This is a genomic window from Collinsella sp. CLA-AA-H167 (assembly GCF_040095305.1).
Taxonomy (GTDB): domain Bacteria; phylum Actinomycetota; class Coriobacteriia; order Coriobacteriales; family Coriobacteriaceae; genus Collinsella.
In genome coordinates, this window is record NZ_JBBNGA010000014.1 from 12,314 (window position 1) to 35,999 (window position 23,686).

The window sequence follows — 23,686 nt, forward strand, 5'->3', positions numbered from 1 at the left end:
CCAAATGACAATGCCCCGCCCACGCAATCACGTGGACGGGGCATTGCTCCAGGTATGCGGCCAGCGACCCTGTTGCTTTTACTTAAGCTCGGGCCAGTAACCCTTGTTGGCCTCGATCATGTCGTCGAGAACCTCCTTGGCGACCTTCATCGAAGGCACGGTCTTGTTCAGCGTAAAGGCCTTGAGCGCCTTCTCGTAAGAACCCTCGATCGTAGCCTCGACCACGAGCTTCTCGGAGTTCAGCTGCTGCATCATGAGGCCCTGTTGGAACAGAGGAATGTTGTCGCGGCTGATGACCTCGGGGCCATTCTTGCCAATGTAGGCAGGCAGCTCGACCATAGCGTCGTAGGGCATGTTGGGGATAGCGCCCTTGTTCTCGCAAATGACCAGGAAGCGCTGCTTGGTGTCGTTCTTCAGAGCGATAGCCAGATCGGCAATCCAGTCGCCGTGGCTGCCCGCATAGAACGTGCTCTCGTCGATCTCGCCCGTCTTCTCGTAGTGGTCGATGCCGTCGAAGAGGTTCTTCTCACGCGTCTCCTCAACCTCGTTAGCACGGGTGCGCTCGGGGTTGGAATGCTCGACGAACTCCTTCTGCTGCAGGTAGTAGTTCAGATACGTGTTGGGCAGGTACTCCGGGAAGCACTCCATGATCTCGTACTCGCCCTTCCAGACGTAGTACCAGCTGCCCTTGGTGTGGCGGTTCTGCTCGGGGTGCTCGTCAGTGGCCTCCTCGGGCTTCTTTGCCATGAGCGAGCCCATGCCCTTGAGGTAGGAGTCGGGCAGCAGAATCTCATGCTCCTTGATGTACTCGCGCAGCTGCGGGAGCACCTCCTCGCCCTTGTGGCGGATCGAGGTGAACCAACCAAAGTGGTTGAGACCAAAGTAATCGTACTCGACATCCTTCTTGTCGATATCGAGTGCGGCGCAAACCACATCGATGATCGCGATCGGCATGTCGCAGATGTTGATGATGCGAGCATTAGGACGCAGCACGCGGCAGCCCTCGGACACGATGGCGGCAGGGTTGGAGTAGTTGAGAATCCAGTAGTCCTTCTTGGCGTACTTCTCAACGTCATCGATCAGCTCGACCATGGGGAAGATGGTGCGCATGCCGTAGGCAAGGCCGCCGCAACCGCAGGTCTCCTGGCCCACGCAGCCATGGCGCAGCGGAATCTTCTCGTCCTGCTCGCGCATGGCGTAGCCGCCCACGCGCATCTGGGCAAACACGAAGCTCGCGTCGGCAAAAGCCGTCTCCTTGTCGGTGGTCACCGTGAGCTTGATGTCCAGGCCGAGGTCCTCGTGCAGAATCCAGTCCACGAGCACGCCGATCTTGCGCTGGCGCTCCTCGTTGATGTCGTACAGACGAATCTCGTCAACGTCGAGTTCGTCCTTGCGCAGAGCGATGGACTTGACGATGCCAGGGGTAAAGGTGGATCCGCCACCACACAGAGTAATGATCATTGTTTACTGCTCCTTCTCAATTGCGTTTTCGACCTTGTCGCGCATCTCGGCGACCTTCATGCCAAAGATGATCTGGATATTGTTGCCGTTGCGGTTGATGCCGCTGTTGGGCACGTGGTTGATGAGGTTCTCATCGATGAGGTCCGGGTTCTTAACGTTCACGCGAAGACGTGTAAAGCAGTTCTCGAGCTCCTCGATGTTGTCCTTGCCGCCAAGACCTGCGACCAGGTCGGCAATACCTGCATCGACGCCCTCTGCGGGAGCTGCGGCAACAGCGCCCTGCTTCACCGCGACAGACGCGGCGGCCTCGCCCTCGGCAACGGACTCGGCGAGCTCGGACTCCTCCTCGCGGCCAGGCGTGTGGAGGTTGAGCTTCTTAATAAGGAAGGTGAAGAGGAAGAAGTACAGAGCGGCGTTGACGACTCCGAGCACGAGCATCATCGGCCAGTTGGTCTTATCGACACCAAGGACCAGGTTGGAAACCACGATGTTGATGATGCCGCCTGCAGTCGAAGCGGGCACGGAGAGGACCTTGAGCAGGACCAGGAAGATACCGGAAAGAACCGAGTGAACAACAAAGAGCACGGGAGCGGCAAAGACAAAGAGGAAGTCCATGGGCTCGGTGACACAGGAGAGCACGGCGGTGATGATCAGCGGGATGATAACGGCCTTGGTCTTATCCTTGTTCCCCTTGTAAGCGGTGAAGATAAAGGCGAGACCGATACCGATGTAGGGCCACAGGTTGTTGAAGGTGTAGCTGTTGAAATAGGTGCTATCGGAGAAGGGCTGGCCCGTCATTGCCATCTCGGCAACACGGATGGGATAGGCGCCGGCGATAACCTGATCGCCCAGCGTCAGGGTGCCGCCCACATCGGAGAACTGGAACGGGGTGTAGATGAGGTGATGCAGACCGGTAGGAACGAGCAGCTTGTTGAGCATGCCGTAGATAAACAGACCGATGTTGCCCGACTCCTTAATGATGCCGGCAACGGAGGAGATGGCACCCTGAACCGGAGGCCAAACGATGCAGAAGCCAGCACCCATGATCCAGGAAATGATGATCATGATCAGGAACGGAAAACGAACGCCCGAGAACATCGAAAGGGCAATGGGGAACTGCTTGTTCGAGTACTTGTTGAACACGGCACCGGTGATGCAACCAAGAATGATGCCGCCAAACACGCCGGTATCGAGCACCTGAATGCCCATAACGGTGCTCTGGCCGGTTCCGGTAAGACCGAGCATGCCGCTCGCTTCGGCAAGAGAGCCGGTGGCGTTGAGCACGATGTTGTTAGCCTGCAGGAACAGGAAGAACGACATCAGGGCAATCAGCGAAGCATGGCCCTTGTTCTTCTTTGCCATGGCGCCGGCGATGCCCACGCAGAACAGAATCGAGAGGTTGTTGATGATAAACATCAGCGACTGATAGACAACGGTGCCCACAAGCTGGAACGGACCGGAGCCCAGTACGGGGATCAAGGCGCAAATGGTCTTGTTGGTCAGAATAATGCCCACGATGAGCAGAATGCCGGCAACCGAGAGATACATCATCGGCTGGACGATTGACTTCGCGAACACCTCCAACGGCGCTTTGAAATTGAACTTCTTTTTTGCGGTCATAGCGGTACTCCCCTTCCTTTTCCGCAAATTAAGACAGATGTGCCCTAGACAAGACCGTGAGCCCTGCCTTATATCAATCGATGTGTGGGCACGTTATGCCTAGAGACCAGGTTCTCCAAGCAGGTTAACAATGTGATATGCGAGATAACTCTTCTCGGCATCGGTAACGACAACGTTATAGGTAGACGACAAGTGGGCAGCTATGGCGTCCGCGCACGAGAATGCGCACGGATACGCCGTTTCATCGATTCGGAACAGCGCGTCGCCATTGATTTGCCCGGCCGCAGGATCGAGCGCTCGCTGTGCGAAAAACTGCAGGTGACGAACGAAACGCTCATAGGGCAGCGAGGTGTCATCGAGGGTCGTAGCATAGCGCTCGGAAACAATCGTGAGCACGTCGCGAACAAGCTGGACCGAGATGATGAGACGGTCGGAGCGTTGCGGCATGGTGGCGTTGACGATATGCAGCGTAATAAAACCCTGCTCTTCTTCGCTCATCTGGATGCCCATATACTCCTTGACAATCTGCAGCGCACGGCCCGCAAGCGCATACTCCTTGCGATAGAACTGCTGGATCTCGAGCTGCAACGGATTCTCGCAGGGGACGCCCTTGCGCTCGCGCTCCAAAGCAAGGCTGATATGGTCTGCGAGAGCAATGAGAATCTTGTCGTTGATATCAACATTGAGCTCTCGACGAAGCATCTGAACGATGTCCTCGGAAATCACGAGGTTGACGGTGGGGATGGACTCTAAAAGATGTGCCAAGCGGTCAATCGTACGCGAATCCTGAGAAGTTCCCTCCTGCAACGCGTAGGTCTTTTCGACCGATGCCTCGTCGATGGCATCGCCGGCATGACGGCCAAAGCAGAGGCCTCGACCGATGACGATGAGCTCAGAGCCATCGTCCGAAGTGACCATTGCGACGTTGTTGTTGAAAACTCGCTTGATAACCACGGTACCCACCACAAGAATTTACTCGGAAAGCCAGACGACAGGCTCTTTAACAGCAACAGGGCCGGAAGCGTGCTCACGAAGAGTCGAGTTCTCCGAACGCTCGCACACGATAACGAAGACCGTGGGATCGAAGCCGGCGGCGCGGACCGCGTCGAAATCGACCTCGACGAGGGGCTGGCCCGCGTCGACATGGTCACCCTGAGCAACAAGCGCATGGAAGCCCTTGCCCTCAAGTTTAACAGTGTCGATTCCGATATGCAGCATCACCTGAGCAGAGCTGTCGTCGGACATGATACCCAGCGCGTGCTCGGTCGGGAACAGCGCCGCGACGGTACCGGAGACAGGAGCGCACACCGTTCCCTCTTGGGGAACCACGGCAACGCCATCGCCCACGGCACGGCTGCTAAAAGCGGGGTCATTGGTTTTTTCCAGATGAACAAGCTCGCCGGAAACGGGAGCGAGGATTTCGAACTCGGAAGTTGCAGTCTTCTGCTCATCCGAACCGCCCATCAGGCGAGAAAAGAAACCCATGGTGGCATGTCCCTTCATAAATATAGCCCAACCAAAATCAAGCGAATGCGTCCATAGAGACACATCCGTTCAAAGACTTTGGTTAGGCCCACGTCCGAGGGACTCGGTAACCTTCCGCATTTCTTTTTACGGGAGCTATTGTAGACAAGCCCAAAGCCAGAACAATCATTATGACCGGTGAGCGGTATTTTTTCTTCGATAAACGGTATTTAAGCGGCACTTGGGGACGTTCCTTTTCTGCCGGCACCCAGGGACACTCCTTGCTCTGGCCCCATTGCACCAATTTCGTATGTGCTAGATGAAGAGTTCGCATTCCTTCCGCACGACGCAAACCTTGCTCAGCATCTGGGAAACAGCGGATAGCTTGTTGGGATCAAGCTTGCGAGCGCCTCGCGGACATACGGCGATGCAGCGCATGCAGGAGATACACGCCTCGTCAGCTGCTCGCTTGGGGTCGCCCTTGTCGATAGCGCAAACGGGGCACGCCGCGGCGCATGCACCGCAGGAGACGCAATCCTCTGTTGCCTCGGGTGCCATGCGGTGACCTCCAGCTTGTTTATAAGGACGATTGCCGGGAATAGAGGGCTCGGATGCATCCTCAGCCAACAGCTTCTGCTGAATTTGCTGCGCAAACTCTGCGAGCTGCGCCGCATCCTGCGCATCCGGTCGCCCAGCAGCAAACTGACGAGCAACGGAATGCTCAGCAATAGCAGAAACCGCTGCGACCACCCTAAATCCGGCGCGCTTCGCAACGTCCTCCAACTCTACGAGCGTGTCCTCAAACGCGCGGTTTCCGTATACACAAACCAAAACAGTCCGAGCCCCGTTGCCGCGCACTATGCCCAACCGGTCAGCCACCACAGCCGGGATTCTACCGGCATACGCCGGCACAGAGATTACGGCCACGTCGTCCTCAGTCATCGAGACGGCGCTGAAATCTAGCCCGCTATCGGTCAGATCGACGGTAACGGTATTTTTGTCCAGCGCCCCGGCCACAAGGCCAGACACCTTCCGCGTTCCACCCGTCGGACTAAGCACAATTTCGAATACGTCCATCGAGGCACCCTCCCCCTACGCCTGGCGACGCGTCAAGCCGTTTTCACATCCAGCCAGAGTATACGGTACGTGGGATCCACGTTTTGGTGCACCAAACACCCCAATGCACCCACCCTACGCTGTCTGCCTCTTCGTTTTGTATTTATTACGGTACAGATTGTATATATTTACGGGATACCGCCGTGTTCTCCTGAGGTACCCCATCCTGGCCCGTGCAAAAAACGGAGTATTCTGCAACGTGACCGCGCCAGCACCGCCGCGGGTGGGCAAAACTGTAGGGCGCCGTATCATTCTAAGTCCCGACATGGCGAGAATGACGCGCCCCTGCTCCGGAAAACGGCGAAATCTGACTCGGAACGCTCGCTAGGGATATCCGAAGGCCGCCGTTGGCAATACCGAATCGTATGCAACCAACTAGAGCTGCTGAATACTCCAAAAAATGCACGACGCACCCCATGGGACCCATTGCCGCATGACAGAAAATAGGTCCTCGGCATCCCCCAGATGCATTCCCGAGATAATCACGTTTGGATTAGCGATGGACACGGTAAACAAAAGGGCCCGAGCGTTGTTTGCTCGGGCCCTTTTGTTTGTCTCACGCTAGCGTGCGATGCGTATGTTATCTGCGCTTGCCGCCGCCGTCGCCGGGACGACGGGAGCTGCCGCCGCGATTGCCGCCACGATTGTTACCATAGCTGCCACGGTTATCGCGACCGCCGGCGCGACCGCCGCGGGAACCGGCCTGGTTGTCACCACGCCCGCCGCGGTAGCCGCCACGGCGCTCCTCGCGGGTGTCGTCGTAGTTGCGCCAATCATCGCGACGATCGCGGCTGGCACGCGGGTCGCGACGATCGCGCGACTCATTCGAACGACCGGCGCCGCTGCGGCCACCGTTGCCACGAGCACCCTCGCGACGCTCGCCGCCACGGACGCCGCGCTCGTCACGCGAACCACGGCCTTCGCCGCCACGGCCACTGCGCTCGTCATTGCGACCGGAACGACGACGGTCACCCGAGCCGCGCTTGCCGCCGCGCGAACCGCGGCCCTCGTCCTCGCGCTCAACACGACGACGGCCACCACGGTCCTCGTCCTCGCGGCGACGGCGATGCGCCTCGCCCTGGAACTGCTTGGCACGGCGCTCGGCACGGTTGCCGCGTGGGGTCTGCTCGACGGCAGCAGCACCCCCGCGCTCCTCGGCAGCTACCTCGCGGGCCACGCTCTCCACAGCCTCGTCCACGCGAGCCTGAACGCCCTCGCGCACGCGGGTCTTGCCGCCGCGCTTGGGACGGCCCGGACGCTCGCCGTCGCTGCGGCGCTCGTCGCGACCGCGGTTGGAACGACCGGCAACATCGCCGTAATCGTCGCCGTTGCGCTTGCCGTCGCGACGCGCCTGCTCAAGCTTCTTCTTGCTCTTGGACTTGCCGCGCTTGGTCTTCTTCTTCACCTTAAAGGCGGCAGGGTCGCGCTCGGGGTCAACCGCGGGCGGGTTGGGACCCACATGCAGGTCGCCGGCCCCGTAGATGTCGGCCGTCTTGTCCATGAGCTTCTCGATCTCGTAGAACTCATCGACATCCTGCTCGGTCACAAACGTGATGGCCCACCCCAGCTCGCCGGCGCGGCCCGTACGGCCAATGCGGTGGATATAGTCGGTCGGCTCGGCCGGCACATCAAAGTTCACGACGTAGCGCACGTCGCTGATGTCGATGCCGCGGGCGAGCACGTCGGTCGCCACCAGTACGTCGACGGTGCCGTCGCGGAAGGCCGAAAGCGCGCGCTCGCGCTGCGCCTGGCTGCGGTTGCCGTGAATCGCGGCGGCCTTGATGCCCTTACGCTCCAAGCGACGGCAGCAGCTGTCGGCGCGGTGCTTGGTGCGCATAAAGACGATAGTGCGCTCCGGGCCCTCCTTTTTGAGGAACTCGGGCAGCAGGTTGTTCTTGGCCTCGATGGACACCGGGAACACAAACTGGTCGACGGTGTCGGCGGTCGATGTAGCGGGCGCGATCTCCACGCGGGCCGGGTCGCTCACCAGGTCGGTGATCTCGCCCACGGCCTCCTCGTCGAGCGTAGCCGAGAACAGCAGCGTCTGGCGCTCGGCCGGCGTCTCGCGCACGATGCGGCGGACGGCGGGTAAAAAGCCCATATCGAGCATGCGATCGGCCTCGTCGAGCACCAGCACCTTGACCTCGTCCAGGTGGCAGGCGCCCTGCTCGATCAGGTCGACCAGACGGCCCGGCGTGGCGACCAGGATGTCGCAGCCGTACTTGAGCGCCGCGGTCTGGGGCTTGTAGCTCACGCCGCCCACGACGGTCACGGCAACATGGCCGGTAACGTCGGCGATCTTGCTCGCGACCTCGTCGATCTGCTGGGCAAGCTCGCGCGTGGGGGTGATGACGAGCATCAAGGGACCGCGACCGTTGCCCTCGGGCTTCTTGGCGCCGCGACGGCGGTTGCGGCCTCCGCGCTCGCGCACGGGCTTGGGCGGAGCGATGTGCTCCAGGTTGTTCATGGTCGGCAGCAAAAAGGCAGCCGTCTTGCCGGTGCCGGTCTGAGCGGCGGCAAGCAGGTCGCGGCCCTCGAGCACAACGGGAATCGAGCCAGCCTGGACAGGCGTGGGCGCCGTGTAGCCAAGGTTCTCGATGGCACGAAGCATCTCGTCCGAAAGTCCCAGCTCGTCAAAGGCGGGCAGGCTCTCGGTCGCGGACTCAACGGTCTCGGCGGCGCTGGCCTCGTCGGCAGCATCGAAGGCAGCCTGGGTCATGGCCTCGCGGGCCTCGTCCAGAATCTCGGCGTCCGTGACGTCGGATACAGAATTACGCATATGTTGTTGTTCCTTATCTGCACGCGTTATGGGCACGGCATGCGGCCGCGCGAGCGTGCTTGGTAGTGCGCTAATACATACAAAAACAGGTGCGCACAGAGAGGACGTTGCTCAGCACGCTGGCGATCGCTTTGGCAGCCCTATCACGCGCCGTCCAGACGCAGCGGCCCTAAGCGATGGAGCAGATTCGCCGCCGGTTAGTATACCCGCGCTTCGCATGCCCCCACGTAAACCACAGATGACGGGGCGGGCCCGGACCGATTGTCTCAATCTGTAACAATTACGGAGCAAAACCGGGTCTACATGTTACGGATCGAGACAAACGGTCGGCACGGTTCACAAACGTCTCAATCTGTAACAGTTACGGAGCAAAATCGGTCCCAATTGTTATAGATCAAGACAGAGGGGGATTTCCGTCCAGTCCAAACCAAATCTCTCGCTCTTCCTGCAATTTCGAACATGTGGCCTATAATGTTGCTTTGGTTACGCTACATATTGCGCAGCCATTTAATACGTCGCCCACCGGGGGCCATTAATTCCTATCGCCTTATTGGCCAGGAAGCAATCAAAGGAGGTATCCGTGGCAGCAGAGACGCCTTGCTCGGTCCTCTATAACGATATTCGCTCGTTCGGCGGTCTTAAACATCTCGAGATCGCCCGAATGCTCATCAATGGAAACTCTTATCTCGGCAGTACCCTGCTCGAGAAATGCTCTTCCAACCGCTCGTATCTCACCCGTTACATCGTCCATCGCGAGCCTGACCAGTGCGCGCCCGCCATCTACAGCGACTTTGCCGTCACCACGCTCAATCTTTCCGCGGCAATCTGCAGCAAGCTCGGCGGCGGCGAGTCCGCCTATCAGGCAATCGCCGAGCACTATCGCGGCCCGGCCGCCAACGAAATGATGTCGGCTCTCGCCAGCTACAAGTTGGACAGCCGCCTATATGCAAATGCCCTCAATCACATCGACAACTTTGACGGCAATGCCGTGCGCGAGAAGAGTACGCTTTACCTTATGCTCTTTGTGGCAACGGGGGCGCTCGCCGACCCCATCCAAGGCGTGGCTACCGTCGAGCGCTTTTGCGACAGCAAGACAGGCGGGCACTTTGGCACCACCGAAACTACCGTCGGACGTGGCTTTACTGGCAGCCTGGAGCAGCCGCGCACCGTCGCCCCCAACCTCGGTCTGCTCAGGACACATGCCGACAACTGCGTTGACATGCAGATCCACCCCCTTACGCGTGACCCGCGCGGCACGGTAATTGGGTCCTTGCCCAAAACCTCGCCCAGCATCACCGATGTAGGCGCCGACGCATCGCGCGAGCATCTCCGCATTTGGCTCGAAGGCGGACGCTGGTACGCCCAGGGCCTTGGGTCGACCAACGGCACAGTGCTCGAATCGGGTGCAGGCGACGGCGATATTGTGATTGAGCCGCCGCGCGACCAACGCGAGCCCGGCAAGATCTATCCCCCGGTGGAAATCGAAAACAGCGACAGGCTCCATCTGGGTCTCTATACGACATTCCTTGTCATTGTGGACTAGCGCGGACGGCGATCGAAAGACGGCCGCCGTCCGTCTTTTGTCTTCTACCTTCTGCGTCGTAAACGACAATACTCAGCGGTATACGTGGGCAGTGCGGTTATCATGGTACTTTACCGATATCCGCACTGCTCACGTATACGCGCGGCAACCCATGCCAGACAAAGGAACGCCATGGATACTACCGATAGCGCCTATGGCGACAAACTCATCCGTCTCGACACGTTCGATACCGCCGTGGCAGTCGACCCCAGTGCCGAGGACGACGCCAAGCGCCGGTTTATGACGCTTATTCTTCAGACGGCATACCGTGACGGCGGCAATATCGGGCACGTGCTGCGCGCGACCAACACGAGCGGCGAGGTCTTTGCCGTCAAGCTGCTCAAGGACAACGCCATCCTTTCCGACCAGACGCCCGATCGCTCTGCCGAGCAAGCGGCTGCGCACCTGGCCAGCACCGCCGCGCTGTTCGAGGAGTACCGTCATCTGTGTACCGTCTCGCACCTGCGCGGATTTCCGCGCGTCTATGGCTACGGATCGTGCGAGAACGACCCGCTCATCCTCATGGAGTGGGTCGAGGGCACCTCGCTCAAGCAGGCGCTGCCCTTGCTTCCGCACGACGCCTCGGGCGGGCTGACCACCCAGATGGTCGCCGCCGTCGGAAACGCCGTACTTCGCGCGCTCTTGATGACCCAAGGCCTCGTGAATCCGGTCATCCATCGCGACCTGTCGCCTGCCAATATCATGTTCCGCACCACCAGCCGAACGCTCGAGCAGCAGATTGCCGATTGCTCCTTTGACCCCTGCCTCATCGACATGGGCTCCGCGACCATGGCCCTCGGCGACGACACGATCACCCGGCGCGCCGACATCTGGCGCTTTGCCACGCCCGCATACGCCGCGCCCGAAATGCTCACGCAGGATATCGAAGGCATCGCGGCCCTTCGCCGCTCGCCCGCGATCGACGTCTATGCGCTTTCGAGCATTCTGTACCAGCTCTACAGCGGTCGCAAGCCGTTCGATGTTGAGTCGACGGGTGCCGCGGCGACCGGCTCGTTCTACCTCATAAAGACCAAGACCAAGCCGGCGCCGCTCGAGCCGCGCTGCGAGGGCGACAAAGCGCTTGTCCAGATCATCATGAAAGGCATTTCGGTCGAACAGGGCGATCGCCCTACCGAGCAGCAGATGCTCGAGGTGCTCTCGACATACCTCCCCGCTGCAGAATCTGAGGACCGCGAGGGTGCAGGAGACGAGGCCGCAATTGATATCGATTCTGGCACGCACCTTAAGGTCGACGTCGCCGGCGAGCGCGCGCGAGAGATCCTGGAGCAGGCCCGGCACGACGCCATGACCCGCCGTCGCTTTATTATCGGCGGCGTCGTTGCGGTCGTTGCGGGGCTCGGCGTCGTTGGCGCGGCAACCCATGGCTTTGGCATCCCCGACTACCTGGACGGCATCCGCGGTTCGCTTGACGACTACACTTGGGACCAGCTGCAGGAGATTTCGCTCAAGATTAAGGCCGCCGAGACCCGTAGCGAGGCACGCGAGATTGCCAAGCGCTACCACCTGCTCGACGCTGATGGGCATATCCCCTATCCGTGCACTAAGCGTGTGAAGCTCGCCAACGGGCTGGAGGTCGGCGCTCAGCTTGTGGGCATCCGCCACGACGAACTTCTGGACGGTACAGGCAAGGCCGGACTGACGTTTATGTTCGATGCGGGTATTGCCGAGCGCAACGCTGCGGCTGAACCGCCGAGCGCCGGCTGGGCAGATTGCGAGCTGCGGGAATGGCTCAACGGCGACGGCCTTAAGCTGCTGCCCAACGAGTTGCGCGCACTCATCAAATCCGTCAAAAAGATCTCAAATAACGTTGGCGCCGCCAACAGTGCATCGTGTCTGAGCGAGTTGCCCGCAACCCTTTGGCTGCCCGCCATGGTCGAGCTGTGCGGTACGCAACCGCCCGATTCGTTTGCCGAGGACTATCACTACCTGGCAGACATCTACAACGGCGAGGGCAAGGAGTACCAACTCTTCCGCGAGCTCAAGGTGAGCCCGTATTCCACGAACGAGACGATGGTCCGCCAGTGGAAGGGCAAGGACACTTGTTGGTGGGAGCGCACGGTGAGCCCCGACACATCGGAGAGCGAAGGCACGCTCTATATGAACCGCGTGGGGCACGACGGCGACGTCTTTACGTACGCAACGCCTGCGGAAAAGCCAAGCAAGCGAACCTGCGTGATCCCCGGGTTCTGCATCTAGGGAGCGGGCGTCTTGCCGTGACGGGACCCCTCCCCGGCAATTGTCTCGTTCTGTAACACTAGCTCGGCAGATACAGATCTAGATGTTACAGAACGAGACAAAACCCAACCCCGCGAGACAACATCTCAATCTGTAACAGTAAGGGGTCAAAAAACTCTCTAGATGTTACAGATCAAGACATTTGAGTTGACCGCGGACGCTCTGTCTCGATCTGTAACAGTTAGAGGTCATATTTGCTGCTAGATGTTACAGATTGAGACATTAAGTTTCCCGTCAACTGTTTGTCTAAATCTGTAACAGTTACGGCTCAAAAACCGGTTCAGACGTTACAGATTGAGATGTTTGGCAGAGACGGCCACCGATTGAGCAGCCGCCCTCATCTGTAATGAAAAGTCATACATTCCAACTATTACTGGACACCCCCAGGGGGTATGGGTGTATAGTATCGGCAGGTTAACAATTCCAACACCGAACTACAGAAAGGAGAAGCCATGGCTCAAGATAAGTTCGACGTGGGCGGCATGACATGCGCCGCCTGCCAGGCGCACGTGGACCGCGCCGTAAGCAAACTCGACGGCGTCCAAAGCGTCGCGGTCAACCTACTCGCTGGTTCCATGATGGTCGACTATGACCCCGCGCAGGTCTCCCCCGAGGATATCTGCACCGCCGTCGACCGCGCGGGCTACTCGGCCTCGCCCGTCGATGCGGGCACCGGCGCCGCTGGCTCAAACGGCAGCGTGCAAGCCAGGTCCGGCGCCGCCCATATGGAGTCGCCTACCAAAAAGCTGGAGGCCGCCGCTTCCGCCATGCGCACCCGCCTCATCGTCTCGATCGTATTCCTCATCCCACTGTTCTGCATAGGCATGGGGCACATGCTCGGTTGGCCGCTACCCGGCATTTTCACCGACCATACCCACAGCATGACGCTCGCACTCACCGAGTTCGTCCTGCTCATCCCCATCGTCTACGTCAACGACGCCTACTTTATCAATGGCTTCAAATCGCTGGTCCACGGCGCGCCCACCATGGACGCCCTCATCGCCGTCGGCGCCACCGCGTCCATTGCCTGGTCGCTCTACGCCATGTTTATCATGGCCGACCAGCTGGCCGCCGGGCAAATCCACGAGGCCATGATGACGAGCATGGGCAACCTGTATTTTGAGAGTGCGGGCACGATCCTGTCGCTCGTCACCGTGGGCAAATACCTCGAGACACGCAGCAAATCCAAGACCGGCGGCGCCATCGAGGCGCTGATCGACCTAGCACCCAAGACCGCGACCATCGTGGCAGAGGACGGCAGCGAGACCACCGTCGACGTCGACAGCATCCTTCCCGGCCAGGTCCTGCGCGTGCGCCCCGGCGAGTCCATCCCCGTCGATGGCGTGGTGCTCGAAGGCAGCTCGGCCGTGGACGAGAGCGCGCTCACCGGCGAGTCCATCCCCGTGGAAAAGACCGCCGGCGACACCGTCAACGCCGCCACCGTCAACCGCACCGGTTCGTTTACCTTCCGTGCCACACGCGTGGGCGCCGACACGTCGCTCGCCAAAATCATCCAGCTCGTCGAGGACGCCAACGCCACCAAGGCGCCCATCGCCCGCATGGCCGACAAGGTCGCTGGCGTGTTCGTGCCCGTGGTGTTTGTGATCTCGGCCGTGACCTTTGTGGTGTGGATGGCACTGACCGGCAGCGTGAACGAGGCACTCACCTCCGCCGTGGCCGTGCTGGTAATCAGTTGTCCGTGCGCGCTCGGCCTGGCCACGCCCGTCGCCATTATGGTGGGCACCGGCAAGGGCGCCGAAATGGGCATTCTGTTTAAGAGCGCCGAGGCGCTGGAGAACCTGCGCAGCGTGGGCACCGTGGTGCTCGATAAGACGGGCACGGTCACCCGCGGCAAGCCTGCCGTGACCGATATCGTGGTAGCCACGCGCGCCGACGGCTCGCCCGCCATGAGCGAAAAGGCGTTACTGAAGCTCGCTGCCGCGCTGGAGCGCTCAAGCGAACACCCGCTGGCCGAGGCGATTATGGCCGAGTGCGAGGCGCGCGGAATTGTCGCGCGCATGGTCGAGGACTTTGCCGCCGTGCCCGGTCGTGGCGTTACGGCGCGCGAGGGGCAAAACGCCATTGCAGCCGGCAACGTACGCCTGATGGACGAGCTCGGCGCGAAGGTGCCCGCCGACCTTGCCGAACAGTTCGCCGCCGAGGGCAAAACACCGCTGTTCTTTGCCAAGAACAGCGAGCTCGTCGGCACCATCGCCGTGGCTGACGAGGTCAAAGAGACGAGCGCCGAGGCCATCGCTGCGCTCCGCAAGCTCGGCGTCGACGTGCGCATGCTCACCGGCGACAACCGCGTGACGGCCGAGGCCATCGCCCGCCGCGTGGGCCTCGACCGTGCGCAGGTCATCGCCGACGTCCTCCCCGCCGACAAGGAGCGCCACGTGCGCGAACTGCAGGATGCGGGCGGCAAGGTCGCCATGGTGGGCGACGGCATCAACGACTCCCCCGCCCTGGCGCGCGCCGACGTGGGCCTTGCTATCGGCACCGGCGCCGACATCGCCAAGGAGGGCGCCGACGTGGTACTCATGCGCAGCGACCTCATGGACGTCGCCCGAGCCATCGAGCTTTCACGCGCCACGATCCGCAACATCAAGCAGGACCTGTTCTGGGCACTGTTCTACAACGGCATCGGCATTCCGCTGGCGGCGGGCGTGTTCTTCCCGCTCACCGGATGGCAGCTCTCGCCGATGTTTGGCGCCGCGGCCATGAGCCTGTCGAGCGTGTGCGTCGTAAGCAATGCGCTGCGCCTACGAACCTTTAAGCCTAAAGTGGCAAAATAGGTTCACCCTTAAGTCCATTTAGAACGGGTTTTCCAGGTGCCAGAGATTGACCTGAAAGAGGAGCGACGCGTACTTTGGTACGCGAGCGACGGCTTGAAGGTCAAGGTCGGGTGCCTGGGAAAGCCGACACAACAGAGAGGAATACCGATGCGATACACAATCAAGACTTCCGGCCTCATGTGCGGCCACTGCGACGCCACCGTCGAGACGGCGTTGCTCAACGTTGCCGGCGTGACCGACGCCGATGCCGATCACGAGACTCAGACCGTCCAGGTGGAGTGCGCCGACACCGTGACCGCCGAGCAGCTCGCCGCCGCTGTCGAGAGCGCCGGCGAGAAGTTCCACGCCCTATCCGTGACCGCCGCGTAGCAGCTACCAGAAGCATTCGACCCCATCGACCAGAAACGAGGACCCGCCATGATGGCAGACCACAAATCGGTGACCCGCATGCTCAAGACGGCACGCGGCCAGATCGACGGCATCCTGCGGATGGTCGAGGAGGACCGCTACTGCGTCGATATTTCCACGCAGCTCATGGCAACGCAGGCGCTCATTGCGCGCATCAACGCCGACGTGCTCAAGGCGCATATCGAGGGCTGCGTGACTTCGGCAATCGAATCGGGCGACGAAGACCTCAAGGCCGCCAAGCTCGCCGAGATCGAACGCGTCGTCGACAAGCTCTCCAAGTAATTGGGGCATTGGGGACGGACTGCTTTGCACCTTCTTGGTGCATCGGGGACAGGTATGTTTGCACCACCTTGGTGCAGATTGACCTGTCCCCCTTGCTCTAAATCGGGTATAAAGGCGTGCAGCATATCGAACGAAAGGCAATTTGCATGAATGACTTTATGAAGGGCCGCAATGGCGCCGATGAGCTCACCATCGTTATGGGCTTTTCCGGCATCGTCATCGCGATGATCGGATCGATAGCCCGCATCCAGTGGCTCAGCTGGATTGCCATCGCCGTCATCGTGATTGGCGTGCTGCGCGGCATGTCCAAAAATATCGATGCACGTCGCAAAGAGAACGAGGCCTTTGTCGCCGCGACTGCCAATGTTCCCGGCTTGGGCAAGTTCGTCGCCAGCTTGGGCAGCGGGGCCGCAGCGGCCAGCACCTCACGCGCGGCCGGCACCAGTAAGGAAGACTTTGAGCGTGCCAAGCGAACGGCCAAGAAGATGTGGAAGGGCCGCAAGACCACGGCATATCTCAAGTGCCCCAACTGCGGTCAGATGCTCTCCGTCCCCAAGGGCAAAGGCAAGATCCGCGTCACCTGCCCTAAGTGCCACGCCAAGATGGAAACCCGCTCCTAGCGCCCGCACGCGGGACAAATTAATCAGGTTTGTTTGTCCCAAATCTTAAGTATTTGTTCGATAAAAAAGCCGAGGCCTCGTGTTGAGACCTCGGCTTTTTGTATGCGGCAACGGTGCTGCCCCTTTGTCACATCTACGCCACACCGTCGCGGGCGAGCTCCTCGGCCAGCGCCTCGGCCGGCATGGCCATAATCGCGTCGAGCTCGGCATCCACCTCGGGGATGCGCTTCACCTTCAGCTTGCGCACCAGATCGCCGCGGCACATCACATGCATCGGCTCACGCAGAGCGCACAGGTCATCGAGCGGGTTCTTGCGCGTCACCAGGATATCGGCGGCCTTGCCGCACTCGATCGTGCCGGTCTCGCCGCCCAGCCCCAGCAGCTCGGCATTGACTTGCGTAGCCGTATGCAGCGCGAAGGCATTGCTCACGCCCACGTACTTGGCAAAATAGGCCACCTCGCGCCACATGTCGTACTGCGTCACGAACGGGCAGCTTGAATCTGTGCCAAGGCCCACCTTAATGCCAGCTTCCAGTGCGGCACGGGCGCTCTCGATGATGCCCGAGCACACGATGTCGCCGTTCTTCTTTTGCGTGTCAGTCGAATGAGTCTTTTCCGGATCGAGCAACACAAACGGCAGCGCCGGGCTGATCGTGCAGGTCACGCTCGGCGCGCGTCCCTCGAGCTGTGTGCCCGCGGCGCCGCGATACAGCTCCAGGATCTCGGGCGTCATCGGGGCGCCGTGCTCGATCGTGTCGACCCCGGCCTCAAGCGCGGCCTTCACGCCCTCGGTGCTCTCGACATGAGCCATGACCGGAAGGCCGACCTCGTGCGCCGCCTTGCATGCCGCCGCGGCGACATCGAGCGGCATGCGCAGCACACCCGGCTCGCCTACTTCGGTCGCGTCGAACACGCCGCCCGTCACGAACAACTTGATGACGTCGGCACCGCGCGCATACAGATCGCGCACCTGTTCGGCCGCCTCGGCGGGACTATTAGCCACCTGGGCGAACAAGCCCGCACCATGGCCGCCCGGCACCGTGACGCCCGTTCCCGGCGCCACCAGACGCGGACCCTGATACTTGCCGGCGTCGATGGCGTTGCGCACGGAAAGATCGGCAAACAGCGGGTCGCCCGCGCCGCGCACTGTGGTCACGCCGCTTGCCAGCTGCTGCTGGGCACTGCCCTTGAGGATGCGGCGGACGATGGCACGGCCCACGGGATTATCGAGTTTCTTCATCAGCGCTCCCGCATCGCCGGCCGAGACGGGCTTGCCCGAGCCGCACAGGTGCACGTGCATGTTGATGAGACCGGGCATGAGATACGCACCACCCAGGTCGATAACCTCGGCACCTGCAGGCGCCTGTGCCACAGCACTCGGCCCCATCCAGGTGATGACGCCGCGCTCAACAGTCACGGCCATATCGGGTTGCGGCTCCATATGTTCCGAACCATCCAGAATGGTCGCATTGATAAACAACGTGGAACGATCGGCAGATGCCATATCGAGCTCCTCCCTCACGATTAACTTGAACATTTGTCCATTATCACCTAGTCCCGCTGGATTGCTGCAGACGCATCGGTTAACGGAAGGAAGAGGGGATGTGGGGAGACGGAACACGTTGCAGTCCCACCCCAGCGACACCAGGGAAATGTCTCGATCTGTAACAGGTACAGGGTTATTGGGCCCCTTGATGTTACAGATCGAGACATTCGGTCGACGTTTCACCGGCTTGTCTCGATCTGTAACAATTACGAGCTCAAACAACCTCTAAACGTTACAGATCGAGGCAAAACCTCTCAGCGCCCATACCACTGGCATCTCCACTCCTCAGCCAATTCAACCTGCCGAGGAATACCCGCCAGCCTCATTTTCTCGACCAGCTTCCCCGGGTCTTTGAGTTCGCTAAACGTAAACCGAAGCACCTTATGCCCGAGCATTGTCAGATGAGATTCCCGCTGACGCTCTGCCACGAATGGGTCAACCGACTCCCGACCCTCGCCGCTCTGCAAGGTGTACTTCCCCTTTCCGTCGAGCTCGCCGATGACACACGTCCCGTCCTCGAGCCGCCAAAAATAGTCGACGCGAAACACCTGGCTCGGATCGAGCGGGTCGCGAAACTCCACCTGCAGCTCCGGAACCGGAAAGCCGTACGCAATAAAGAATGCTCGGAACCGAGACTCACCGCCGTTTTCAGACAGCCCGTCCGCATACGACGCAATCACCTGTGCCCTGCGATACCCTCGCCTGCCCTCGCAATCGGCGCGGAGGCGCTCGCACAAATCCCCACGTGATACGCCTTTCGCCCGCAGTGCAGAATCGGCAATCGCCAACCCGTAGGAGAACGGCGCACGCAGTAGGCAATCCTCCACCGTGCGCCAAAACGACGTCACCCGCACTCCATCAACATGCTCGAGTGCGCCCGCCATCTGCGGACGCAACAACCTGCACCCGCCGCTCAACGTCACCGAACAACCCGTCTTAACAAGAAAACGCGACCCAAGCAGATCATTCGGCACCTCCAGACCCCACAAAAGCGCCGCGTCATAGCCCCAAAACGCCCAATCGGGATGAAACTCTGCAAGCCCTTTGAGGGTACGCAGCGTTCGCTCCGCCGGCGTCAGCACACCCCAATCATGTTGAAAGCAGAACAAATACGGCTCGGGTTCCGCGATATCGTCGGTTCCAACATGACGCCGCAGCCACATGAGCTCGGCATTGTCATGCGTTGCGAGCAGCGCACCTTGCTCGGTCGCCTCCGTGAGTCGCGCGAGCATCCTATTCCGCGCCAACGTGTTGCGAGTCGTATGCTTGTGCTTGAAAACGGTATTAGACACTTCCATCACCACCACATCGGACAAATGGACCATCGTCACCGTTGCCTCCACCGACAAACGTCTTGATCTGTAACAAGAAGACCGATTTTTGGACTGTAGATGTTACAGATTGAGACATCCCCCCAGCCAGGTGCCAAACGTCTCGATCTGTAACAGTAAGACGTTCTCCAGGCCCCTAAACGTTACAGATTTAGACAAACCAGCGGCGCCCAAGCATTCGTCTCGGTCTGTAACAGATAGACTGGTTTTTGTCCCCAAACGTTACAGATCGAGACAAAAGGGCAGAAGGCAAGGCAGGCGACAACCGCCCATCCTCTACTCCCACTCCTGTTCGTAGATGTTGAGGGACTTTACGTACCGCCCCTGGGCGCCCATGATGTCGCGGACCAGACGCAAGAAGAAGCTGATGCACGAGGTGTCAAAGCCGTCCTGCAGATCCTCGGGATGCACCGCACCCGGTCCGTCGACCGCCGTGTCGTTCAGGCGCGCGATGTCATACAGGTAGAGCTGTCCCGCCGTAAGCCAGACATCGTCGACGCAGGCGAGGCGCACCGCAATCACGCCGTCGTTCCAATGCTCCTTCTGCACGATATGCGGGTCGTAGACATCAAAGCGATGATCGGTGCGCGTGTCCTTCAGCACGACCATGCCGGACGCAGGATTCTTGTCCAAAATGCCAAAGCGCGAGAAATACTGCGTGTCGCGTACCTGCTCGAGCCGCTTGAGCGAGGCAGGCGAAAGCGATGCCGGCGGCTCGTCAACATATAGCTCGAGCAGCGTTTTGCCATGGCGATAGGGGCGCTCAAACAGCAGCCAATCGGTAAACGCCATGTTGTAGGCCATGATTTCGTTTTGAGAAGGCCCCTCGCAATAGCTGAGCCACGGGTCGACAATGACCTCGAACTGTTCGCGTGCCGGCTCCAGGAATTGAAACTTCCGCAGCATCCAAAAGTGAGCCATGTCGGCAATATCGTTGCCGACGGCTTCAGCCAGCTCTGCTCGGTCAAAAGCGTGGTCAGTCATGGCATCCTCCTCAAACTGATGGACCTCAATTTGAGCTTACGAGGAGGGTGGGCAGCCACGACCAGCGCGGGCAAAATAGGCCTCCGGCTGCAAACCAGATGCTGACCAAACACTTGACGAAAAGCTTGACCGAAAATGCGCACCGCAACAAAACCGCAGGCAAACATAGACGGCCAACCCGCCCTTTTGAGCCAGATGCCTGCAGCCACCACAGAAACAACAGGTGACCACAGCCCAAGAAGTCGACAAATGAACATCCTTACGTCGACAAACGCGCAAACTGCTCGCAAATCCGCAAGGAGTGTCCCCGAATGCCGGCACAGACGATATGAGCAGGACATAAAAACATTGAGAGCCCCTGCTGCATGAAAGGCCGCGGATTAGGCCGACAATGGTGAGTGTCTAATTCAGCCGCGGCGGCCACGCCGCATTCATGGAAGGGGCTCCCATGCTCGATACTACCACCTTCGTCGGCCTCGACGTCCACGCCCGCTCGATAAAGGCCGTCTCCCTCGACGTCATGACCGGGGAGGTGCGCTGCGCGACCTTCGGCTACGACGCCGGCGCCGTCGCGGAGTGGGTCCGCTCCGTGGACCCCGGGGCCAGGTGCGTGTACGAGTCCGGGGTCACGGGCTTCGACCTGCAGAAGAGGCTCTCCGGCCTGGGGGTCGACTGCGTGGTCGGCGCCGTCTCGAAGATGATCAAGCCCAGCGCGGACAGGCGCAGGAAGAACGACCGCAACGACGCCGAGTTCCTCGCCCGCATGCTGTCGGTCGGCAACGTGGTCGAGGTGTGGGTCCCCGACGACGAGTGCGAGGCCGCCCGCGACCTGACCAGGGCGCTCGAGGACGCGAGGGACGACCTCTCGCGCTCGAAGCAGCGGCTCTCCAAGTTCCTGCTAAGGCACGGGCTCGTCTTCGACGAGAGGACGCCCACCGGCCGCAGGAAGGGCAACTGGACCCGGGCGCACTGGTCCTGGATCGAGTCGATTAGGTTCGCGGAGGGGGCCGACAACGACGCGCTCGCCTACTACGTCGACGCGGTCAGGCGGGCGGCGGAGGAGAAGGCGAGGCTCGAGGGGCTCGTCGAGGCCGAGGCCCGCAAGCCCAGGTGGCGGAAGAGGGTCGACTCCCTGCGCTGCCTCAAGGGCGTCGACACCGCTTCCGCCGCCGACCTCGTGTTCGAGGCCGGCGAGTTCTCCAGGTTCAGGAACGCCCGCTCGTTCGCCGCGTGGGTCGGCCTGACGCCCTCCGAGCACTCCAGCGGGGAGAGCGACCGCAGGGGCGCGATCACCAAGGCCGGCAACAAGCACCTGAGGAAGACGCTGGTCGAGGCCGCGTGGCACTACCTGACGTGCTCGGGGCGGCCGAAGGACCTCGCCAAGGGCCAGGCCCCGGACCGGGGCGTGTTAGCGCTACTGTAAAAACAACCATTTTGACCAACGCTCAACAACCAATCATGCCAACGCAATCCCGCCATTTGCGCCAACGCATTTTCACCATTTCCACCAACGCCGGGGCTTACGCTTCGATCGACGAGCGAACGATGCTTTCGGGAGGAGCGGGCCGTGGCGGAGAGGAACCTGATCGGAGAGTTGGACATGTACAGGGAAGCGGGCATAAAGCCCAACTTCAGCGACATAGCGAAGCGCTACGGCAAGGACAGGCACACCGTGGCGTCGTACTGGAGGGCCGAGGGCGGGCGGCCCCACGACGGGCGCGGCGACAGGGCGGGCTCGTTCGACGCGCACATCGAGGAGGTGGCCGCGGACGGGTTGATATAGGGAGAGGGCCTGACCCCATATCGTTGGGGCCAGGCCCGATTTTGCCTCTTGACAATGTCCTGCTCATATTAAAAGGAACGTCCCTAACTGTCGGCACTTAGGGACGTTCCTTTTGTGCCGGCAGTTAGGGACAGCCCTTGCCGATTCGATTGTTGAATATCTCCGTGACTACTTTACAGTTCCAGTGCCTCGGCGACTTCGGCTGCGCAGGCCAGGGCATCGGCCATGGCACTCACCACGAGCGAGCTGCCGTTGCGGGCATCACCCGCCACATACACCGGCGCGGCATCCGCGGCGACGCCCTCCGTGCGAGCCGCGAGATGCGAGCCCTCGGCAGCCATCACCGGCAGCGGACGACCAGCGGTGGCAACAGGCACGCTCACCGCATCGAACACACCGTACTCCGGACCCGTAAAGCCGCAGGCGATGAGCACCAGCTGCGCTGGCACCTCGTGCTCAGAGCCCGCGATGCGCTCGGGCTTTCCCGCCGACCAGTCCAGATCGACCACGCGCAGACCCGCAGCCGCACCCTTCTTGTCCAGCAGCACCTCGAGTGTATCCACGGCCCAGGCACGCATCTCGCCACCCATCGCAGCGATAGCCTCCTGCTGGCCGTAATCGGTCTTCTTCACGTTGGGCCACTGCGGCCAGGGGTTGCCTGCCGCGCGCTTATCGGGCGCAGCCGGCAAGAACTCAAACTGGCGCACGCTGCGCGCGCCCTGACGCACCGCGGTACCCACGCAGTCGTTGCCGGTATCGCCACCGCCAATGACCACGACGTCCAGGCCGCGTGCGTCAATAGCAGGCTCACCGCCATCGAGCACCGAGACGGTCGAAGCCGTCAGGTAGTCCACCGCGTACACCACGCCCGGAGCATCCACGTTCGCAGCCGAAAGACCGCGGGGCGCACGGGCTCCGGCAGCCACCACAACGGCGTCGAAGCCGTCGAGCTTGGCAGCCACCGCAGGATCGCTCACGTCGGCATTCAGCTCAAACACAATGCCCAGCTCGCGCATGAGCGCCACGCGACGCTCGACCACAGACTTCTCGAGCTTCATGTTGGGAATGCCGTACATGAGTAGGCCGCCGGGGCGGTCGTCGCGCTCAAACACCGTCACGCGAGCACCGCGACGCGCAAGCTCCCATGCTGCCACCAGGCCAGCCGGGCCGGAACCAACCACGGCGACCGAGGGCGCGTCCTCCCCTGCCGGCTCAAAGCGACGTGGGCCGCCGTTTCCCCACTCATGGTCGCTGATCGCACGCTCGTTATCGTGAATCGTCGTGGGTTGGCCGTCGACCGAGCCCAGGTTGCACGCGGCCTCGCACAGTGCCGGGCACACGCGGCTCGTGAACTCAGGCATGGGCGAGGTGAGCGACAGGCGCTCGGCAGCCTCATCCCAGCGGCCGCGGTACACCAGCTCGTTCCACTCGGGAATCAAGTTGTGCAGCGGGCAGCCGCTCGGACGTGCCTTGCCAAAGCTCGCGCCCATCTGGCAAAACGCCACGCCGCACATCATGCAGCGGCTCGCCTGGGCGCGACGTGCGTCGTCGTCGAGCTCCACGTACAGCGGATCGAAATCACGGCTGCGCTCCTCCACGGGGCGAAGCTCGTGGGTCACGCGATCGATATCAAGAAAAGCACCGGGCTTACCCATGGCA

At 61.0% G+C, this 23,686-nt stretch carries 18 protein-coding genes; 8 read left to right on the forward strand and 10 right to left on the reverse strand.

All coding sequences use genetic code 11. The features are described from left to right. Window positions 1-78 precede the first annotated feature (78 nt). From AAAT03_RS08585 to AAAT03_RS08610, 6 genes are all read right to left on the reverse strand, one after another. Window positions 79-1,461, reverse strand: coding sequence for a 6-phospho-alpha-glucosidase (locus AAAT03_RS08585; RefSeq protein WP_161194831.1), 1,383 nt, complete (start codon window positions 1,459-1,461; stop codon window positions 79-81). Window positions 1,462-1,464: 3 nt separating this feature from the next. Next, on the reverse strand, window positions 1,465-3,081 hold the full coding sequence (locus AAAT03_RS08590) for a PTS transporter subunit EIIC (RefSeq protein ID WP_124786033.1): 1,617 nt from the start codon (window positions 3,079-3,081) through the stop codon (window positions 1,465-1,467). 99 nt (window positions 3,082-3,180) lie between these two features. Then, window positions 3,181-4,035: a PRD domain-containing protein gene (locus AAAT03_RS08595; protein WP_349103109.1), complete on the reverse strand. Its 855-nt coding sequence runs from the start codon at window positions 4,033-4,035 to the stop codon at window positions 3,181-3,183. 18 nt (window positions 4,036-4,053) lie between these two features. After that, on the reverse strand, window positions 4,054-4,566 hold the full coding sequence (locus AAAT03_RS08600) for a PTS glucose transporter subunit IIA (protein WP_158563755.1): 513 nt from the start codon (window positions 4,564-4,566) through the stop codon (window positions 4,054-4,056). Between the two features lie 294 nt (window positions 4,567-4,860). Further along, window positions 4,861-5,562, reverse strand: a complete 702-nt coding sequence (locus tag AAAT03_RS08605; RefSeq protein ID WP_347486592.1) for a 4Fe-4S binding protein — start codon at window positions 5,560-5,562, stop codon at window positions 4,861-4,863. 679 nt (window positions 5,563-6,241) lie between these two features. Further along, window positions 6,242-8,440 carry a DEAD/DEAH box helicase gene (locus AAAT03_RS08610; RefSeq protein WP_192934500.1) on the reverse strand — a complete coding sequence of 733 codons (2,199 nt, stop codon included), beginning with the start codon at window positions 8,438-8,440 and terminating at the stop codon, window positions 6,242-6,244. Between the two features lie 580 nt (window positions 8,441-9,020). Here AAAT03_RS08610 and AAAT03_RS08615 point away from each other — a divergent pair. The 6 genes from AAAT03_RS08615 (at window position 9,021) to AAAT03_RS08640 (ending at window position 16,383) form a co-directional block, all read left to right on the forward strand. Further along, window positions 9,021-9,983 (forward strand): FHA domain-containing protein, encoded by a 963-nt coding sequence (locus AAAT03_RS08615; RefSeq protein ID WP_117774302.1) that lies wholly within the window; start codon window positions 9,021-9,023, stop codon window positions 9,981-9,983. Window positions 9,984-10,154: 171 nt separating this feature from the next. Further along, window positions 10,155-12,239, forward strand: coding sequence for a DUF6273 domain-containing protein (locus tag AAAT03_RS08620; RefSeq protein ID WP_158557006.1), 2,085 nt, complete (start codon window positions 10,155-10,157; stop codon window positions 12,237-12,239). A 491-nt stretch (window positions 12,240-12,730) separates the two neighbouring features. Continuing rightward, window positions 12,731-15,073, forward strand: a complete 2,343-nt coding sequence (locus tag AAAT03_RS08625) for a heavy metal translocating P-type ATPase (protein ID WP_349103110.1) — start codon at window positions 12,731-12,733, stop codon at window positions 15,071-15,073. 147 nt (window positions 15,074-15,220) lie between these two features. After that, on the forward strand, window positions 15,221-15,442 hold the full coding sequence (locus AAAT03_RS08630; protein WP_349103111.1) for a heavy metal-associated domain-containing protein: 222 nt from the start codon (window positions 15,221-15,223) through the stop codon (window positions 15,440-15,442). 48 nt (window positions 15,443-15,490) lie between these two features. Beyond that, window positions 15,491-15,763, forward strand: a complete 273-nt coding sequence (locus AAAT03_RS08635) for a metal-sensing transcriptional repressor (RefSeq protein ID WP_006235337.1) — start codon at window positions 15,491-15,493, stop codon at window positions 15,761-15,763. Window positions 15,764-15,909: 146 nt separating this feature from the next. Further along, entirely contained in the window at window positions 15,910-16,383 is a 474-nt protein-coding gene (locus AAAT03_RS08640; RefSeq protein ID WP_349103112.1) for a hypothetical protein, read from the forward strand. A gap of 133 nt (window positions 16,384-16,516) precedes the next feature. Here AAAT03_RS08640 and AAAT03_RS08645 read toward each other — a convergent pair whose 3' ends face one another. From AAAT03_RS08645 to AAAT03_RS08655, 3 genes are all read right to left on the reverse strand, one after another. Further along, entirely contained in the window at window positions 16,517-17,887 is a 1,371-nt protein-coding gene (locus AAAT03_RS08645; RefSeq protein ID WP_349103113.1) for an amidohydrolase family protein, read from the reverse strand. Window positions 17,888-18,183: 296 nt separating this feature from the next. Next, on the reverse strand, window positions 18,184-19,260 hold the full coding sequence (locus AAAT03_RS08650; RefSeq protein WP_349103114.1) for a hypothetical protein: 1,077 nt from the start codon (window positions 19,258-19,260) through the stop codon (window positions 18,184-18,186). A 276-nt stretch (window positions 19,261-19,536) separates the two neighbouring features. Next, on the reverse strand, window positions 19,537-20,244 hold the full coding sequence (locus AAAT03_RS08655) for a hypothetical protein (RefSeq protein ID WP_349103115.1): 708 nt from the start codon (window positions 20,242-20,244) through the stop codon (window positions 19,537-19,539). 448 nt (window positions 20,245-20,692) lie between these two features. Here AAAT03_RS08655 and AAAT03_RS08660 point away from each other — a divergent pair, with 448 nt between their 5' ends. Together AAAT03_RS08660 and AAAT03_RS08665 are read left to right on the forward strand one after the other, a co-directional pair. Next, complete coding sequence (locus tag AAAT03_RS08660) at window positions 20,693-21,667, forward strand: IS110 family transposase (protein ID WP_349103116.1); 975 nt, start codon at window positions 20,693-20,695, stop codon at window positions 21,665-21,667. A gap of 144 nt (window positions 21,668-21,811) precedes the next feature. Then, window positions 21,812-22,027: a hypothetical protein gene (locus tag AAAT03_RS08665; protein WP_349103117.1), complete on the forward strand. Its 216-nt coding sequence runs from the start codon at window positions 21,812-21,814 to the stop codon at window positions 22,025-22,027. A gap of 173 nt (window positions 22,028-22,200) precedes the next feature. Here AAAT03_RS08665 and AAAT03_RS08670 read toward each other — a convergent pair whose 3' ends face one another. Further along, window positions 22,201-23,682 (reverse strand): glutamate synthase subunit beta, encoded by a 1,482-nt coding sequence (locus tag AAAT03_RS08670; protein WP_349103119.1) that lies wholly within the window; start codon window positions 23,680-23,682, stop codon window positions 22,201-22,203. Window positions 23,683-23,686: the final 4 nt, after the last annotated feature.